The sequence below is a fragment of the Oceanobacillus sp. FSL H7-0719 genome (genome assembly GCF_045040795.1).
In the GTDB taxonomy this organism is placed as follows: domain Bacteria; phylum Bacillota; class Bacilli; order Bacillales; family Amphibacillaceae; genus Oceanobacillus.
In genome coordinates, this window is record NZ_CP150301.1 from 3,213,781 (window position 1) to 3,229,445 (window position 15,665).

The window sequence follows — 15,665 nt, forward strand, 5'->3', positions numbered from 1 at the left end:
CTTAAGTGAATAGTAATGATTCAAGAGCCATCCGTTACAGTTTCTTTTACCTGTTTTAGTTTTTAAAATGGCAGAATGATTTTTCCCTTTTGTTTATTTATACTATATAATAATAGATAATTTAAAGTGTAAAGAAATACTTCCATTCATATTCCTCAACGTGTATTGTGATTCTTCTAACACCAGAGTTAAAACACCATAAAGAGCCAAAGTATATCAATTGCTTTCTTTCAGCATTTCCCAAAACTCCATCATGCTGCATGATGTTCATATAATTAAAATAATGGGAGAGTGAAAAATGAAACGCATACTGCAGGTTGGTTTGGCAACTCTTTTCATTGGAATACTTTATGGAAATTCGACGATTGCTGCTGCAGACTCCGTACCTCCAAAACCCGTTCTCGTTAAACAAAATGACAAGCTAGATATTACCGGTAAGGGAAGCAATGGGAACGAAGAGACACCAGGAGAGTGGTATCGCGGTGCAACACCTGGAAATCTTCAGCCAGAAGCTCCAATTTTGTTATTTGTCCCTGGTTTAAATAATGTTGCTCAAATTTTCTGGGAAGAAAATAATATGTATCAGACAGCTCATGATGCTGGCTATCAGACTGCTTTTCTTCAATTATATGATGCGGGTGGTGAATCAGCAGATATGTGGGAGAATGGCAGTTTGCTTGCTTCCAAAATCAGAGAAATCTCGAACTATTATAATGGAAAGGACATTACTATTGTCGCTTACAGTAAGGGTGGTGTGGATACACAAACTGCGCTTACCTATTATGATGCCTCACAATATGTAGGCAATGTCATTACACTTTCAAGTCCGCATCACGGCTCCCAGCTTGCAGATTTAGCTTATAGCTCTGGAGCGGGTTGGCTCGCAGACTTGATAGGTGTCCAAGGTGAAGGCACTGCTGCTATGCAAACAGCCTATATGTCCAATTTTCGCAGTGAGATAGATGCACATGCTAACGCATATATGAATGATTATTTTACGATTGGTGGTACAGATTGGGGAGCGATGTTTTCGGCTAACTGGTTTGGTGGAATGTACCTGTCCAGTTATGGAATAAATGATGGTGTAGTTACAGCGGCAAGCAGTAACCTTCCAGGGGGATATGAATTAGCAATCGGTGACTGGAATCATACCACTGTGCGGACGGGAGAGACTTTTCCAGTTTTTGCAGACTATTTGAGTGGAAACCAACTGAATTCAGATACGAACAAGTTGAATACGGACATTCAGAAAAATAATGCAGTACCTGTAACGAATCGCTGGGTTGAAGGTGGACAATTAGATAAAGCCAAGACAGTTTCACTGGAAGTGGAAGAAGATGTAAATGAAATCACTTTACATCTTTTGACTGCTGATAAACTTGGTGATCTGAAGATTATGGATCCTTTAGGGAAGAAAATAAATCCAACAATAAAGGAAATGCTTCATGAAGAAGGTGTATTTAAAGGTGCAATCGGCTATCTTGTCACAATACCTGCACCAGCGGCAGGGCAATGGAAAATTAGCCTAGATCCGGCATCAAAAGAAAATGCTTATTTGTTAGTGGCTGACTATAAAACAGAAGAATTTATTTACGCAAAACAAGTGCAGAAATCAGGACTAGTACAAACAAATAAACTGCAGTTTGAAATTGACCCAGCAAGAGCAGCAACAGATCAACTCACAGTAGAATACGAAGTTACAGAAACTGCAAATCCTGCTAATAAGAAGACATGGAAAAAGCAAGGAACGTCCTCGCTTACACAGACTCTGAATGTTGATAAAAGAGACACAGTATATACAATTACAATCAACATTAAAGGGGTCACGAAAAAAGGGAATACTTTTAAACGTACAATCATTGACTCCATCTATGTAAATTAATAATTAAGCGGGACGGCCAAGATCAGACCTTGAATGTCCCGCTTATCCTCTGAGCAACTCTTCTTCGAGTTTTTCCCGATTTACAACCATGTTCCCGTTCCTGTCATTGTAGACGAGTTTATTTTTTTTCAGCTGGGTCAGTGTTCTGCTGACGGTTTCCCTGCTGGAACCAATCATATTAGCTAAATCTTTATTAGTAAATTGGGTGGTAATGGATACTTCCTCTTCATTTATTATTTCCCCATGACTTGCTGTTAAGCGAAGCAACAGCAAAATTATTTGTTCATATGTATTATGTAATATCTGCTCCTCGAGTCGGTTTTGCAAATCGACGATGATGTCACCAAGTACTTTAAACACTTTGACACTAACCTCTGGATTCGTTATGAGAAATTGCTCAAATAACGGGATTGGAATATAGACGAGCGTTGCTTCTTCTAATACTTCTGCATGTGCAGGATAATTATCATTTCTAAAAAAACCTTGGTGGGGGAACATGGAGCCTTCGCCAAGCACGTTAACGATTTGTTCTTTACCTTGTATATCTGTACGATAGATTTTAATTTTCCCGTTAAGGATAAAATATACATTCGTTAATGGATCGCCTTGCATAAAGAGATGTGTGCCTTGGCGATATAAACGGTTTCTGGCAATATCAAGCACTGGTTCCATTTCATAATCTGTTAAATTCTTAAATAATGGAAAGCGCTGCAGGAGTTCTTTGACAGACGTTTGATTCATGAAATACCCCCCTAAAATATATTTTGTTTCTTGTTATATACTATCATATCATTTTGCCGGACAGTGTGAGTAAAATCACAACAAAGCGTGCTAATGCTCACTGCGTAACAATGTAGATTGTTCTATGATGGAAGTGTAGAGTAAGCATATTAAATAGCAGAATTTGGGGAGAAGTGCTGTATGGTCACTTGATAATTACTTAATAATAATGGAGGTTTTTTAAAATGAATGATATAATTTATGCAGTGGAGATTCATGCGCCGGATATTACACCTAAAGTGCGTCATGTTCGGATTTTTCAAATGTTTGATAAGCTTGAAATAGGTGAATTCATGCATTTATCCAATGATCATGACCCAAAACCTTTATATTATCAATTTATGATAGAGCGTGAAAATGAGTTTACTTGGGATTACCTTGAAAAAGGTCCGGAATTATGGCGGGTTGTTATTGGTAAGAAGTGAACTGAAAACTTATCAACTGGGCATTTTAATGTTGGGTCATTAACCCCGCATTATGATGCCTTTTTTCTTTAGTAAAAGTGCATATTATAGTTTGCAGCCAAAGAGGTCAGCTTAAGTTTTTACTAAAAGCTTGGTGACAATGAAGTTTTCCAATATAATGGAGGGAGAGGACAGGAAACTGAGAAATAATGTATATGCTGTCTTCTTTAGCAGCTAAATGGGACAGCTTGTATTACAGTTACATAGAAAGAGAATCCGATTGTTTTTAAACATTCGGGCAGAGGATGATTGTTATGAAGGAAAAACTTATACAGGAAAACAAAGAGTCACTGATTTCCAATTTGAAATTACTCTTTAAATTTAAAGTATTAGTTGCGAACGTCCTGCCTGTGATTGCTGGTCTATGGCTTGTCATGCGTTTAAATGACATTCCTTTATCCGGGAATACAGCTATTGTTTTATTAACAGTGATTGGTAGTTTACTTGTCATAGCCGGAGCACTTGTAATTAATAATTGGTATGATGCGGATATTGATACGGTGATGGATCGAACGAAAACACGGCCAACCGTTACAGGCGAATTGTCATTATCTTTAGTGCTATCAATTGGCGTTATTACTACATTAATAGGATTCGGTCTTTTAGGCTTTACAAATTGGGAGGTACTTATTTACTCATTTATTGGCTGGTTCACGTATGTTTTTCCGTATACGATGTGGACAAAGAGAAAATATACATGGAATACAATAATTGGAAGCGTCTCAGGAGCAGTAACACCAATGATAGGCTGGGCAGCCTTTGATTCAACTTTACATATTGTACCAATTGCATTTTTCTTCATTTTATTTTTCTGGCAAATGCCACATACATATGTCATTGCAATTAGAAAATATGATGAGTATAAAGCGGCAAATGTCGCAATGCTCCCTGTAGTAAAGGGAATGCTTGTGACAAAACGAATGATGCTTATTTATATCATTTGCTTAATGCCACTGCCATTTATGCTGTTATCACTTGGCTGGCTTTATGTAATTGTAATGACGTTAATAAATATAGCTTGGCTTATTATTGTTATTCGCGGCTTCTATATAGAAGATACCTTTAGATGGGCGCAGCAGAATTTCCTCATTTCGGTGAATTACTTAATGATTGTATTTCTGCTAGCGATGATTGTAACAATTTAGCGGGATGGATCATCTCTATCTTAAAAAGGCAGCTTCTCTTCATTATTCCAGAAGAGAAGCCGCCTTTTTTATTTGTAGTGTTGGACATTCAGTCTTCAATTTTAATGAATAGGGTTTGGACGAAGTAGAAGAAGATACATGCAGAGAGGAAGACGAATCCCCAGCCGAGTGTTTTTTGTTCGACGATGAGGTAGTTGTTACAAAGTTGAGTTGGTGATGCAATATAGAGCCAGGCTAGTAATCCAAACGTCACACTAAGAATAATGAACACTGTATTTTGAACACCAATGCCAATCTTTTTCCAGCTGTCTCTAAGCGGTACACCGGCAAGGAAAGGGAGGCTGACAAACTTGAAAATTTCAACGGCAGTAATCGTAAGTGCTTCATCCATTGTGCGTGGAATCATCCAATATATGACAATAACCATAAATAATAAGATTCCTGGAATTCCATTACTGTTCCATTTATCAAAGAACTTAGGAAACCTTTTTTGAAAGAATGGGGCCATGAGCATGCCCGATATCATAAATAATGGCATCTGCATATGCATATGAATTGCCATAATTGACTCTGCCAGTGTAACAACAGGAGGCAATATCAGAAAAATAAAAAGTGCTAAACCGTATACAGGCTGTCTCATTATAAATCCCTCGCTTTCTGTTCAAGAATAGAAATAACCTTTTCACTAGCTGCCTCAATTTCTGTGTAATCCATCACTTCTGTTAAAATACCATTTGGATCAACAAGATAAAACGCAGAGTTATGCTGGAAGTTGCCATAACCATCAGGTATAACGATAACGCCAAATTCATCCAGCAAATTGCTTAACTCAGACTCTTCTGTAATTCGCGCCATTCGCCATGTCTCACCATCGCTGCCAAAGTAAGAACGATACTTTTCCAGTGTCCCAGGATCGTCTCTTGTTGGATCAAAGCTAATACTCATAAATACAATATCTTCGCCAATATACTGTTCTGGTATAGATTGATAAACTTGTGCCAAATTCATTTCCAGCTCAGGACAAACGTCGGTGCAAGCTGTATAGATAAAAGTAAGCATGACATACTTTCCTGCAAATTCCGAGAAAGGATATACGCGCTCTTTGCTGTCTTCCAATGTCACTGCTGGGAAAACAGGTTGTTCTTCCATTAGTTTGTTGACACGAGCTGTTTCTACAGTATAAGCTTGGAAACCATCTGTAGCTGTAAAGAGTAAAATGATGCCAAATAGGAAAACAATGATGCTCGCCGTTAAGTTGCGCCTTTTTTTGATCATTTTGATCACTTCCTGTATATTTTTAAAAAAAGAGAGATATTCTTAAACTTGAGTAGAATATCTCTTTTCTTTATTATTTCATGGATATTCCATCAGCTTAAATGGAAGGTTAAGCCCGCTTTGTGCGAAGGCGAGCGGAAGTTAAATGCTTCCGCCTTTCGTTTTTTACCATGTTTTAAAACCAGGTGATCCTGGAGGTGCGTTAACGATTAAGTCAACAACAGGGATGACATAACCCATTGAGATAACGAGTACCGCAACGAGAATCCATAGGCCCCAGCGCTCTGTCCATTTCGGTGTTTCCGGAGCGAAGTTCTCAGGCTGTGAGACAGGGAATTCTGTATTGCCTTTTGGAGCGAAGAACATCAGATTAAAGACAATATAGACCATTAGAACGACACCAATCATTAGTAATGTACCGCCAGCTGCCAGGAAGATGAGATATGGATCCCAGCCAAGTGCGGTGGCGCTGTCCCCGTATGTGCTGTAAGAGGTTCTCCGCGGTGAGCCGAGCAGACCAACCCAGTGCATGGAACCAGACATAAGCAGCATGCCTAATGCCCAAACAATCGTTTGTATGATACCTAGTCGATTGATTTGTTTTGTCATCACACGTTTAGATAAATATGGGATAAGCCAATAAGTTACACCAAAGAATGTTAATGCTACAGTTGTCCCAACAGTTAAGTGGAAATGACCTACAACCCATAATGAGTTATGAACAACTTGGTTTAATTGGTTATTTGTTTGCGCAATACCACCAGCGCCGGCGGGGATAAATGCAATCATCGCAATCATTGGAGCAAGGAAGCGCACATCGCCCCAAGGCAGTTTTTTAACCCAGCCCAGCAGACCTTTTCCACCTTTTTTGATACCAGTACGAGTAAATACTGCGAACATAGCAAATGCTGTCATAAGTGATGGAAGTGAGATAGATAGACTCATAAATACGTGCATGAATTTCAAGCCTTCTGAGAAACCAGGATCAACAATTTGATGGTGGAACCCACCAGGCACGTTTAGTACAACAGAGAGAATAACTACGACACGAGCCAATGTATCACTGAAAAGTCTGCCACCGATAATTTTTGGAACTGTTACATACCAGGCGGATACTGCAACAAGATACCAAACGTTAACAATCGTATGGCCAAAGCTCCAGAACAATGTCCTGCTCAGCATAACGTTAACTGTTTCAACCCAGCCGAATGCCCAAGGAATAAGGTAGAGTACCTCGACCGTTACACCGATACTGCCAAGGAAAGTAAGCGTAAACGCTCCAACTGCAAAATAAGTGAAAAGTGGTAAGTGTTTCCCTTTATTATTTTTCTTCCAATTAATCGCACTCGTCCAGACGCCAATTACAGCAGCCCAGATACCAAGCACAAGAAAAACGAGACCAATGTAGAACCAAGGTGATGCTTGCATTGGCGGGTAGAAGGTATACATTACAGATGCTTCACCCATTACAATCGTTGTAATTACCATTACAACCCCAACAAGTAGTAATCCGAGGGCAACCCAGCCCATTTTGCGGACCTTTGGTAAAAGTCCATTATGCATATGGGATATGCCCGCGTAAAAGTATCCAATCATAAATAGCGTCGTGAACACGAGTACGAGCAGTACACCGTGTGCAGTCAGAACTTGATAATAATTCAGCCATGCCGGAAGCTCTAATACGCCTGCACGGTTAAGCCCCTGTAATAATCCGAGAAAACCACCAATAAATAATACGATAAATGCTAATGAAAAATAGGTTAATGTGAGTCTTGCATCGTGTGGATTCACGCCGAGCTTTTGTTTCGTTTTTTCTTTGATATTCTCTAATTTAACAGCTTCCATTATATTTCCCTCCCGTCTATTTCACCGTAATTGTCGTTGCCATCATTTGATGACCTGCACCACAATATTCGTTACAGATGATGAGATACTCTCCAGGTTCTTTGAAGGTTTCTGTAATTGTTTGAATATGTCCGGGCATAACCATCGCATTTACGTTCGTCCCTGCAATTTGGAATCCGTGAACAACATCTTTAGATGTCATGATAAAAGTTACCTCAGCTCCTGCTGGAATTTCAATGTCTCCAGGATTAAAGCTAAATGCTTGAAGTGTCATAACAACTTCATATTCATTATCACCGGTTTTATAAACGCCTGGCTCACTGAACAAGTGATGTTCATCGACCTTTTGTGGATCGATTGTTTCTTTATTACTTGGAGGCCCCATACCTAAAGCAAAGGTCTGGTAACCAGTAAATACCATTGAAAGTACGAGAATACCAACACTCAGTACAAGCCAAATTTCTTCTTGACGTGGCATTTTCATTTTGATTCCCTCCTTATAATCTCACCATATATACAATTACTAATAATAGAATGAATGCTACAATTCCTCCTCCAACAAAGACAATTGAGGAAAATAATGTTCCTTTTAGAGACTCTTTATCAAGCTGTTCTTCTTGTTCCTCTATAGTTAAATTTTCTGTTGTTTCCATTTCATTCACCCTCCTTATTTATTTCTTATCTATAGTGTACGCTTTCTTTTTCACTAGCTGTGTGATGTAAATCACAGCTGACTTGTGACTTCTGTCCCGAATCCGCGAGAATGTGACGAAATATTGACAGTGGTGATAGCTTCTGTCGTCCCACTGAAATCTTCTGCACGCTATACTCGTAATAGAAAGAGTAGATATATAGGGAGGGCTGATTAGTGTATGTGGAGAAATATTCGAAGATATTATTCGCCATGGATTGATATACTTACTTTTGGCATCATGATTGGAGCGTTTTTATATGCAATTCTTTCATTTCAATCCCTTCCTGCTGAAATACCTAAATATTTTAATCTGGCTGGAGAAGCCGATGGGTGGGGGGCATAAGGGGATGTTGTTTGGATTAATTGTGCTGCATTTCCATACTGTGTTGCTTTGTTTTGTTTTGTTTTGAACTACTTTTTAATTATTCGTTCTGACGATACAGTCGACAGCTTGCAGTTAATCAATATTCCCTTTATCGCAGGTTAAATGGCAGTAAATCCCCCACCCTAAAAATGGAGAAGAAACGAACATTTCAGTGGGGGATAAACTGCCACTAATCGCCCGATTGGTTCAACTAACAATCAGTGGGAGAAATGCAAAAGCTCCCACTGATTGAAGTTTCACTTTATTAAAAAGAATGAATTGAAAGTGAAGCAAATTCGGATTGTAAAGAAGAATGCTGCACGAATGCTGACAATGATGAATCTGTTAGTAAGTATCTTATTTGCCATGATATATGATGTAATGATCCAAAATGGGCTAGGGGAGAAAAGTACTTTTGGTTCAGCTATGGGAATAATGATTATATTTATCCTTTTCCCTGCCATTTATTTTACGTGGAAAATGTATCATGATTTAAAACAGAGCAGCACATAAAAACGAATAAATAGGCATTTCCTGTATATGATTAGCGGAAATGTCTATATTCTTTGCAATTGAGCTGAGGTATAGACAAAATGACAATTTTGTTATATGGTTACTTAGGTAACTAATTTTCGGGAGTGGGATATATGAGGGAGTTATTTTTTCATCAGCAGGCGCAATTTACCCGTTCATTTAAGAAGAAATTAAATGAGAAACTCGCCGAAGCGGGTTTATTTCACTCGCAATGGCTAGTTATTTATTGCATTAAACAACAACAGTCCGTGACTTTGGTAGAAATCAGCAATTATCTTGATGTAGAAAAGCCAACAATAAGCAGAACTGTAAAAAGGCTGGAAGAACAAGGATTTATTGAGGATATAGCAAGTGAGGATAAGCGAGCAAGACGAATTCGTTTGTCTTCTAAGGGGCAAGAAGTATTTGAACATGCCCAAGAAATTGTTTCACATTTTGAAGCAGAATTAGTAAAGCATATTTCAGATGCTGATTTGGAAATTGCCTTAAAAACAATTCAAAAAATAAAAGAGAAAATGTAAGAAGGTGGAATGAAGAATTGAGTAATAGACCTAAATTATGGACGAAGGATTTTGTGATGGTTTCTGCCTCCAATTTCCTTTTGTTTATTTCATTTTATATGTTGATGGTGACACTTGCGATGTACTCCATCGAGCAATTTAAAGTTTCGAATAGTATTGCTGGTCTGGCATCGAGTATTTTCGTACTTGGTGCTGTTTTAGTTAGGCCGTTCGCGGGAAATTTAATCGAAACGATTGGCAGAAAAAAACTGCTTATTATTGGCTTGATTATATTCCTGTTAGGTTCTGTCGTATATTTTTCGATTACAAGTATTGGCTGGCTGTTATTTTTCCGCTTTATACATGGTTTTGCTTTTGGGATTTCTACAACAGCGACTGGAACAATCGTGGTCGATGTTATTCCTCCTAGCAGACGCGGAGAGGGAATGGGCTACTTTGCAACGAGTAATAATCTGGCGATGGCCATTGGGCCTTTTGCGGGATTAATCATTCTGCAATATTTAGATCATAGAATGATTTTCGCTGCAACTACAATCCTATCTATTATTGCGCTAATAACTGCATTGGGAATGAATGTGCCAGAACTTCCAAAAAAACAAAAAGATGTTGGGAAGAAGAAGTTGCAAATGAGTGATTTCTTTGAACGTTTAACATTTCCAATTGCAACTTTTATGCTGATTGTAGGTATCGCAAATTCAAGTATTTTATCCTTTATAAGTGCATATGCTGTTGAGATTGATCTCGTGGATGCGGCGAGTTTCTTCTTTGTGATGTATGCAATCTTTCTGCTGATGTCACGTCCACTTACTGGAAGGCTATTTGATTTGCGGGGAGAAAATAGTGTCATGTATCCTTCGATTGTTTTGTTTGGGGTCGGCTTGATTCTGCTTAGTCAAGCGAGTAATACCTTGATTCTGCTTGCCGCTGGTGCAATTATCGGAGTGGGGTTTGGTACATTACAATCCAGTGCACAGACTATTGCTGTGAGCCAGGTTCCACACCATCGGGTAGGATTAGCAACTTCAACTTTCTTTGTTTTTTATGATCTTGGCATGGGTGCTGGACCATTTATCTTAGGCTATCTTATCCAAGTAACAGGCTTCCGTGGATTATATATCACAATGGCTGCAATTGCATTCATCTCTTTGCCAATATACTACTACCTTCACGGGAGAAAAGTAAGAGAGGGACAAAGTGTCCACCTCTGATCTTCTTGCCTTCTCACTTGTTACAGAGAGCGATTGCCCTTATAATAGGAATACAGAAAAAAGATTCTGAATTTATAGAGGGTGTGAATTATGGGGAAACGAATTTTCTACTTTTTATTAACAAACGTACTAGTTTTACTGACGATCAGTATTATCTTTTCCTTAATACCTGGAGGATTAGGTTATATTAATACACAAGGTGGAATTGATTTCGGCACGTTATTGATTTTTAGTGCGGTAATCGGTTTTACTGGTTCTTTTATTTCTTTAGGTATGTCACGCTGGATGGCAAAACGCATGATGGGTGTACGGGTAATCGATCCAAATCAGCCAAACTCTCAATACGAGAGAGAAGTTGTTGAGAAAGTGCATCGTCTTTCAAGAGCTGCGGGTCTTGTTCATATGCCGGAGGTTGGTATCTATGATTCACCTGAAGTAAATGCTTTTGCTACAGGACCATCAAAGAAACGCTCACTTGTTGCGGTTTCGACAGGATTATTACAAGAGATGGATGATGATGCGGTTGAAGGCGTAATTGCTCATGAGGTTGCCCATGTTGCGAATGGTGATATGGTTACGATGACACTTTTACAAGGTGTAGTAAACACATTCGTTGTTTTCCTGGCACGGGTTGCAGCATTCATTGCTTCAAGATTTGTCAAAGAAGAACTTGCACCAATTATTCACTTTATAGCGATTATTATTTTCCAGCTTGTATTTTCGATTTTAGGAAGTCTTGTTGTCTTCGCATATTCAAGGCATCGTGAATATCATGCTGACCGCGGTGGAGCAGACTTGGCCGGTAAAGATAAAATGAGACATGCATTAGAATCATTGAAAGCATACTCTCATAGAATAAAAGCTGAAGAAGATACATCAATTGCAACGTTAAAAATCAATGGGAAACGAAAATCAAACATTTTCTCGACTCACCCAGACTTGGATGAAAGAATTAAACGACTCATATAGTAAGTGGGACAGCAGGTATAAATCCTGACTGTCCCGCATTTTAATTTACGCCTCAAGTCTTATTGCGGTACATAAAACGTTATGTTATATTCTATTCGAGTACAAATTACAGCATGGTATTATTTATAGTCAAGTAGTATATAAAGGATAGTACTAAAAAACATGCCTATAGGGGAGTGAACGACTTGAATGTACAATTTAAAAAAGGAGTACTGGAACTCTGTGTGCTTGTGCTTTTAGATAGAAAAGATCAATATGGCTATGAACTGGTACAGCAGATTTCAGATCAGATTGAAATATCGGAAGGAGCGGTTTATCCGCTGCTCAGACGTTTAACAAAAGAGGGATTAGCAACAACATATTTACAGGAGTCATCGGAAGGGCCACCTCGGAAATATTATAAGTTAACTGACTCGGGTGAAATGTATCTTGATGCATTACTTAAAGAATGGCGAGCTTTTACTAATGGTGTGAATAAATTAATTGAAAATGAGGTGGAATTTTAAAATGACGAAAGAACGATTTTTATCCAGACTTCAAGCTGCTTTAAAAAGGCTCCCCTCAGAAGAGCAAAATGATATTTTAAGTGATTATGAGGAGTATTTTTCTATCGGACTTCAAGATGGAAAAACAGAGGAAGAAATAGCAGCATCGTTAGGTTCGCCTGCACAGCTTGGAAGGGATCTAAGTGTGGCTTATCATGTGGAGACAGTAGAAGATAAAGGATCTGCTAGTAACTTTTTCCGTGCACTTTGGGCAATTATTGGACTTAGCTTCTTTAATTTAATCATTGTACTTGGTCCTTTTCTTGTATTGGCAGCTATTATTCTTTCAGGGTGGATTGTCGCGGTTTCATTTACATTATCACCAATTGGTGTGCTCATCAATACTGCAATTTATCCAGAGATATTTGAGCTGTTTAATCTTTTCTGTTCCATTGGGCTCGCAGGACTCGGCTTACTGGTCGGCATAACAATGTTTTATCTTACAGCATGGACGAGAAAAGTGTTTGTCAGGTACTTTAAATATAATTTGAGAATGGTGAGAGGTGGAATGAAGGATGTTTAATGTAAAAAAAGTTACAACACTTGCTCTTCTGCTTTTGACAATTGGAGTTGCAGGTGCAGCGGTGACTTATCAATCCTTTGCTGATTCCCATTCAGTAACAGAAGAACGGGTATTTGATGAGTCGATTACAGGTTTAATTGTGGAATCGGATAACTCAAAGATTGAAATCAGCCCTTCAGCCGATCAATCAGCAAGCGTGGAATTTTTATATGATACCTCGAGAAAATCTCGTTATACACTTGAGGCAACTGTTGAGGATGGCGAATTAAGGGTAAAAGTAAAAGAAAAAGTATTGCAGTTTTTTAATTTTGATTTCAATATTAAATCTTTTACAACGAAAATTTATCTGCCAGAGCAGACATATGAATCAATAATGGCAAAAACAGAAAATGGTGCAATTACTATCGACGATATTACAGCAGAATCTGTAAAGGCGGAGTCGACGAATGGAAAGGTTCTATTTAGGAATCTGAATACGGAAAATATAATAGCGAAAACAGAAAATGGAAAGATAAAGCTTCAAGCTGTCCAAGGTGAATTGCAGGCAAAAGCAACAAATGGCAAAATTGAACTCGAAGCAGATAGCATTGATCGCACAATCAACTTTGAAACAGTGAATGGAAAGATTGTTATTCAAACAGATAAAAAACCAGTAAACACAGAAATTCATGCAGAAGTAGTTAATGGATCTGCAAACATCTTTGGAGAAAAGATGAATCATACCAATATTGGGGACGGCGAAAATAAAGTCAATCTAAGAACAGTGAATGGTCGCATTACAGTCGAATAAACGGGACCTCATGGGTTTTATGTCTTGTTGGATAAACAAGGGCAGGTCCCCGATACAATGGTTCTAAAAAGGAGAGTATGTATGGAAGAAAAAGATTCTGGCATGAAACCATTTCTCAGATTAATCTATTCTACTAATATCTCTAAATGGGCGATTGCAGCTGGCTTAGTGGGAAGTATTCTTACTATGCTTGTTAATTTATCAATCCCGCTGCTTACAAGAGAGCTAGTCGATGGATTTTCTATCGAGGCAATTAGTGTCACCTTAATCGTTGTCATTTTTGCTGTGTTTATTTTACAGGCTGTTATTGATGGCCTCTCTACCTATATACTAGCAGCTGTCGGGCAGAAGATTGTCGCCCGTCTTAGAGAAAAAATGTGGTATAAGCTGATCCGCTTACCTGTCAGTTATTTTGATAAAACACCAAGTGGCCAGTCTGTTAGCCGTGTTGTTAATGATACAGGTATTGTCAAAGATTTGATTTCAAATCATTTCCCACAATTTATTACAGGTATTATTACTATCATTGGAGCAGTTGTTATTTTGCTTATCATGGACTGGAAGATGACTTTATTAATGCTGATTGCAGTTCCAGTTACTTTTCTAGTGATGATGCCATTGGGTTCCCGAATGGCCAAAATATCTAAAGGATTGCAGGATGAAACAGCAAACTTTACAGGGGATATCCAGCAGACTTTAGGTGAAATCAGATTAATGAAGTCTTCTACAGCTGAACATATCGAGGAAAAACAGGGTAAAGCTGGCATCGATAAGTTATACCGCTTTGGTTTAAAAGAAGCGAAAGTGTTTGCTCTAATTGGCCCGTTAATTTATACAGTGATGATGCTTGTCATCGTTGCAATTATTGGTTATGGCGGAATTCGTGTTGCAGATGGCACAATGTCAACAGGTTCACTTGTCGCATTCTTGTTGTACCTATTTCAAATTATCTTTCCGATTACTTCATTTGCGATGTTCTTTACTGAATTACAAAAAGCAAAGGGCGCGACAGCACGGATTATTGAAATTCTTGATATCGAAGAGGAAAATGGCCAGGAAGGTTTATCTAAAGATATAACTGATAAAACATTATATATTGAAGATCTGTCGTTCAGCTATGAGGAAGGAGAACCAGTGCTTGAAAATATTACTTTTGAGGCACGGCCTGGAGAAATGATAGCCTTTGCTGGTCCAAGCGGAGGTGGAAAAACAACCTTATTCGGTATGATTGAACGTTACTATGAACCAACCAATGGAGAAATAAGGGTTGGAAAGATATCTATTAGAGATTTATCCCTTCGTTCATGGAGAAGTCAAATCGGCTATGTTTCACAAGAAAGTGCGATGATGGCTGGTACAATAAGAGAAAATCTAACCTATGGACTGGAGAATGCAGAAACAATTTCAGATGAGAGACTTTGGAAAGTTGCCGAAATGGCTTATGCGGATACATTTATCCGCAGTTTTCAGGAAGGTCTGGACACTGAGGTTGGCGAACGTGGGGTCAAATTATCTGGGGGGCAGAGACAGAGAATCAATATTGCTCGCGCTTTCTTAAGAAACCCAACCATCTTAATGCTTGATGAGGCAACAGCGAGTCTCGATAGTCAATCGGAACATGCGGTTCAAGAAGCTTTATCCCGTTTAATGAAGGGACGCACAACATTTGTTATTGCACATCGCCTTTCTACAATTGTTGATGCAGATCAAATAATCTTCATAGAAAAAGGAAAGATAACAGGATCAGGTACACATCAAGAGCTGCTATCCGAACACGAACTATACCAAAAATTTGCCGAACAGCAACTGAGTTAATGAGACACAATGACAACGATATAAAAGACGAACATTATAAAATAAAAAGCATTTATTGTTAACTTTTAATAGTTGGTATAAAGTGCTGATAATTTTAATTCAAAGTAACCCTGCTTTTCTGAACAGATGGTATTCTCATAGACAGTTTCTCCACTTTTTTGCTGTTACTGTCTGATAGAGGCGTTGTCATAGACAGCTTCACGACTTATCTAGCAGATACTGTCTGATAGAGGCGTTGTCATAGACAGTTTCACACTTATCTAGCAGTTACTGTCTTATAGGGGTGTTCTCATAGACAATTTCACGACTTA

General features: G+C 38.5%; 18 protein-coding genes. 12 read left to right on the top strand and 6 right to left on the bottom strand.

Annotated elements, in window-relative coordinates; all coding sequences use genetic code 11:
* The first annotated feature begins 298 nt into the window (after positions 1 to 298).
* Positions 299 to 1,882 carry an esterase/lipase family protein gene (locus NST93_RS16400; protein WP_405098876.1) on the top strand — a complete coding sequence of 528 codons (1,584 nt, stop codon included), beginning with the start codon at positions 299 to 301 and terminating at the stop codon, positions 1,880 to 1,882.
* Positions 1,883 to 1,924: 42 nt separating this feature from the next.
* Here the strand turns inward: NST93_RS16400 and NST93_RS16405 are convergent, their stop codons facing one another.
* The gene (locus NST93_RS16405; RefSeq protein ID WP_405098878.1) at positions 1,925 to 2,623 is read right to left on the bottom strand and encodes a Crp/Fnr family transcriptional regulator; all 699 of its coding nucleotides are present in this window, start codon (positions 2,621 to 2,623) and stop codon (positions 1,925 to 1,927) included.
* Between the two features lie 224 nt (positions 2,624 to 2,847).
* Between NST93_RS16405 and NST93_RS16410 the strand changes: the two genes are divergently transcribed.
* Entirely contained in the window at positions 2,848 to 3,087 is a 240-nt protein-coding gene (locus tag NST93_RS16410; protein ID WP_405098880.1) for a DUF2249 domain-containing protein, read from the top strand.
* Between the two features lie 293 nt (positions 3,088 to 3,380).
* On the top strand, positions 3,381 to 4,271 hold the full coding sequence (gene cyoE / locus NST93_RS16415; RefSeq protein ID WP_405098882.1) for a heme o synthase: 891 nt from the start codon (positions 3,381 to 3,383) through the stop codon (positions 4,269 to 4,271).
* A gap of 88 nt (positions 4,272 to 4,359) precedes the next feature.
* Here the strand turns inward: cyoE and NST93_RS16420 are convergent, their stop codons facing one another.
* The 5 genes from NST93_RS16420 to NST93_RS16440 form a co-directional block, all read right to left on the bottom strand.
* Positions 4,360 to 4,911 carry a hypothetical protein gene (locus NST93_RS16420; protein ID WP_405098884.1) on the bottom strand — a complete coding sequence of 184 codons (552 nt, stop codon included), beginning with the start codon at positions 4,909 to 4,911 and terminating at the stop codon, positions 4,360 to 4,362.
* Positions 4,911 to 5,546 carry an SCO family protein gene (locus NST93_RS16425; RefSeq protein ID WP_405098886.1) on the bottom strand — a complete coding sequence of 212 codons (636 nt, stop codon included), beginning with the start codon at positions 5,544 to 5,546 and terminating at the stop codon, positions 4,911 to 4,913. The genes NST93_RS16420 and NST93_RS16425 overlap by 1 nt, the downstream gene beginning before the upstream one ends.
* Before the next feature lie 165 nt (positions 5,547 to 5,711).
* Positions 5,712 to 7,391: a cbb3-type cytochrome c oxidase subunit I gene (locus NST93_RS16430; RefSeq protein ID WP_405098888.1), complete on the bottom strand. Its 1,680-nt coding sequence runs from the start codon at positions 7,389 to 7,391 to the stop codon at positions 5,712 to 5,714.
* 16 nt (positions 7,392 to 7,407) lie between these two features.
* Positions 7,408 to 7,875 (bottom strand): cytochrome c oxidase subunit II, encoded by a 468-nt coding sequence (locus NST93_RS16435; protein ID WP_405098890.1) that lies wholly within the window; start codon positions 7,873 to 7,875, stop codon positions 7,408 to 7,410.
* A 13-nt stretch (positions 7,876 to 7,888) separates the two neighbouring features.
* Positions 7,889 to 8,044, bottom strand: coding sequence for a hypothetical protein (locus NST93_RS16440; RefSeq protein ID WP_405098892.1), 156 nt, complete (start codon positions 8,042 to 8,044; stop codon positions 7,889 to 7,891).
* Between the two features lie 219 nt (positions 8,045 to 8,263).
* On the opposite strand from NST93_RS16440, the gene NST93_RS16445 reads away from it, so the two are divergent.
* From NST93_RS16445 to NST93_RS16485, 9 genes are all read left to right on the top strand, one after another.
* The gene (locus tag NST93_RS16445; protein WP_405098894.1) at positions 8,264 to 8,428 is read left to right on the top strand and encodes a DUF1648 domain-containing protein; all 165 of its coding nucleotides are present in this window, start codon (positions 8,264 to 8,266) and stop codon (positions 8,426 to 8,428) included.
* Positions 8,429 to 8,734: 306 nt separating this feature from the next.
* Entirely contained in the window at positions 8,735 to 8,962 is a 228-nt protein-coding gene (locus tag NST93_RS16450; RefSeq protein ID WP_405098896.1) for a hypothetical protein, read from the top strand.
* A 134-nt stretch (positions 8,963 to 9,096) separates the two neighbouring features.
* Positions 9,097 to 9,504 (top strand): MarR family winged helix-turn-helix transcriptional regulator, encoded by a 408-nt coding sequence (locus NST93_RS16455; RefSeq protein ID WP_405098898.1) that lies wholly within the window; start codon positions 9,097 to 9,099, stop codon positions 9,502 to 9,504.
* A 17-nt stretch (positions 9,505 to 9,521) separates the two neighbouring features.
* Complete coding sequence (locus tag NST93_RS16460; protein ID WP_405098900.1) at positions 9,522 to 10,712, top strand: MFS transporter; 1,191 nt, start codon at positions 9,522 to 9,524, stop codon at positions 10,710 to 10,712.
* Positions 10,713 to 10,802: 90 nt separating this feature from the next.
* Positions 10,803 to 11,681 (top strand): protease HtpX, encoded by an 879-nt coding sequence (htpX, locus tag NST93_RS16465; protein ID WP_405098902.1) that lies wholly within the window; start codon positions 10,803 to 10,805, stop codon positions 11,679 to 11,681.
* Positions 11,682 to 11,866: 185 nt separating this feature from the next.
* The gene (locus tag NST93_RS16470) at positions 11,867 to 12,187 is read left to right on the top strand and encodes a PadR family transcriptional regulator (protein ID WP_405098904.1); all 321 of its coding nucleotides are present in this window, start codon (positions 11,867 to 11,869) and stop codon (positions 12,185 to 12,187) included.
* Position 12,188: 1 nt separating this feature from the next.
* Positions 12,189 to 12,749 carry an HAAS signaling domain-containing protein gene (locus tag NST93_RS16475; RefSeq protein WP_405098906.1) on the top strand — a complete coding sequence of 187 codons (561 nt, stop codon included), beginning with the start codon at positions 12,189 to 12,191 and terminating at the stop codon, positions 12,747 to 12,749.
* Positions 12,742 to 13,539, top strand: coding sequence for a DUF4097 family beta strand repeat-containing protein (locus NST93_RS16480; protein ID WP_405098908.1), 798 nt, complete (start codon positions 12,742 to 12,744; stop codon positions 13,537 to 13,539). Before NST93_RS16475 ends, NST93_RS16480 begins: the two co-directional genes overlap by 8 nt.
* Positions 13,540 to 13,620: 81 nt before the next feature.
* Positions 13,621 to 15,354 (top strand): ABC transporter ATP-binding protein, encoded by a 1,734-nt coding sequence (locus tag NST93_RS16485; protein WP_405098910.1) that lies wholly within the window; start codon positions 13,621 to 13,623, stop codon positions 15,352 to 15,354.
* The last annotated feature ends 311 nt before the right edge of the window (positions 15,355 to 15,665 follow it).

Excerpts from the sequence above, each read along its gene's own strand:
- NST93_RS16485 (WP_405098910.1), top strand. The coding sequence starts at position 13,621 with ATGGAAGAAAAAGATTCTGGCATGAAACCATTTCTCAGATTAATCTAT.
- NST93_RS16430 (WP_405098888.1), bottom strand. The coding sequence starts at position 7,391 with ATGGAAGCTGTTAAATTAGAGAATATCAAAGAAAAAACGAAACAAAAG.
- NST93_RS16425 (WP_405098886.1), bottom strand. The coding sequence starts at position 5,546 with ATGATCAAAAAAAGGCGCAACTTAACGGCGAGCATCATTGTTTTCCTA.
- NST93_RS16410 (WP_405098880.1), top strand. The coding sequence starts at position 2,848 with ATGAATGATATAATTTATGCAGTGGAGATTCATGCGCCGGATATTACA.
- NST93_RS16445 (WP_405098894.1), top strand. The coding sequence starts at position 8,264 with ATGTGGAGAAATATTCGAAGATATTATTCGCCATGGATTGATATACTT.
- NST93_RS16480 (WP_405098908.1), top strand. The coding sequence starts at position 12,742 with ATGTTTAATGTAAAAAAAGTTACAACACTTGCTCTTCTGCTTTTGACA.
- NST93_RS16455 (WP_405098898.1), top strand. The coding sequence starts at position 9,097 with ATGAGGGAGTTATTTTTTCATCAGCAGGCGCAATTTACCCGTTCATTT.
- NST93_RS16405 (WP_405098878.1), bottom strand. The coding sequence starts at position 2,623 with ATGAATCAAACGTCTGTCAAAGAACTCCTGCAGCGCTTTCCATTATTT.
- NST93_RS16475 (WP_405098906.1), top strand. The coding sequence starts at position 12,189 with ATGACGAAAGAACGATTTTTATCCAGACTTCAAGCTGCTTTAAAAAGG.
- NST93_RS16435 (WP_405098890.1), bottom strand. The coding sequence starts at position 7,875 with ATGAAAATGCCACGTCAAGAAGAAATTTGGCTTGTACTGAGTGTTGGT.
- NST93_RS16400 (WP_405098876.1), top strand. The coding sequence starts at position 299 with ATGAAACGCATACTGCAGGTTGGTTTGGCAACTCTTTTCATTGGAATA.
- NST93_RS16420 (WP_405098884.1), bottom strand. The coding sequence starts at position 4,911 with ATGAGACAGCCTGTATACGGTTTAGCACTTTTTATTTTTCTGATATTG.
- htpX (WP_405098902.1), top strand. The coding sequence starts at position 10,803 with ATGGGGAAACGAATTTTCTACTTTTTATTAACAAACGTACTAGTTTTA.
- cyoE (WP_405098882.1), top strand. The coding sequence starts at position 3,381 with ATGAAGGAAAAACTTATACAGGAAAACAAAGAGTCACTGATTTCCAAT.
- NST93_RS16440 (WP_405098892.1), bottom strand. The coding sequence starts at position 8,044 with ATGGAAACAACAGAAAATTTAACTATAGAGGAACAAGAAGAACAGCTT.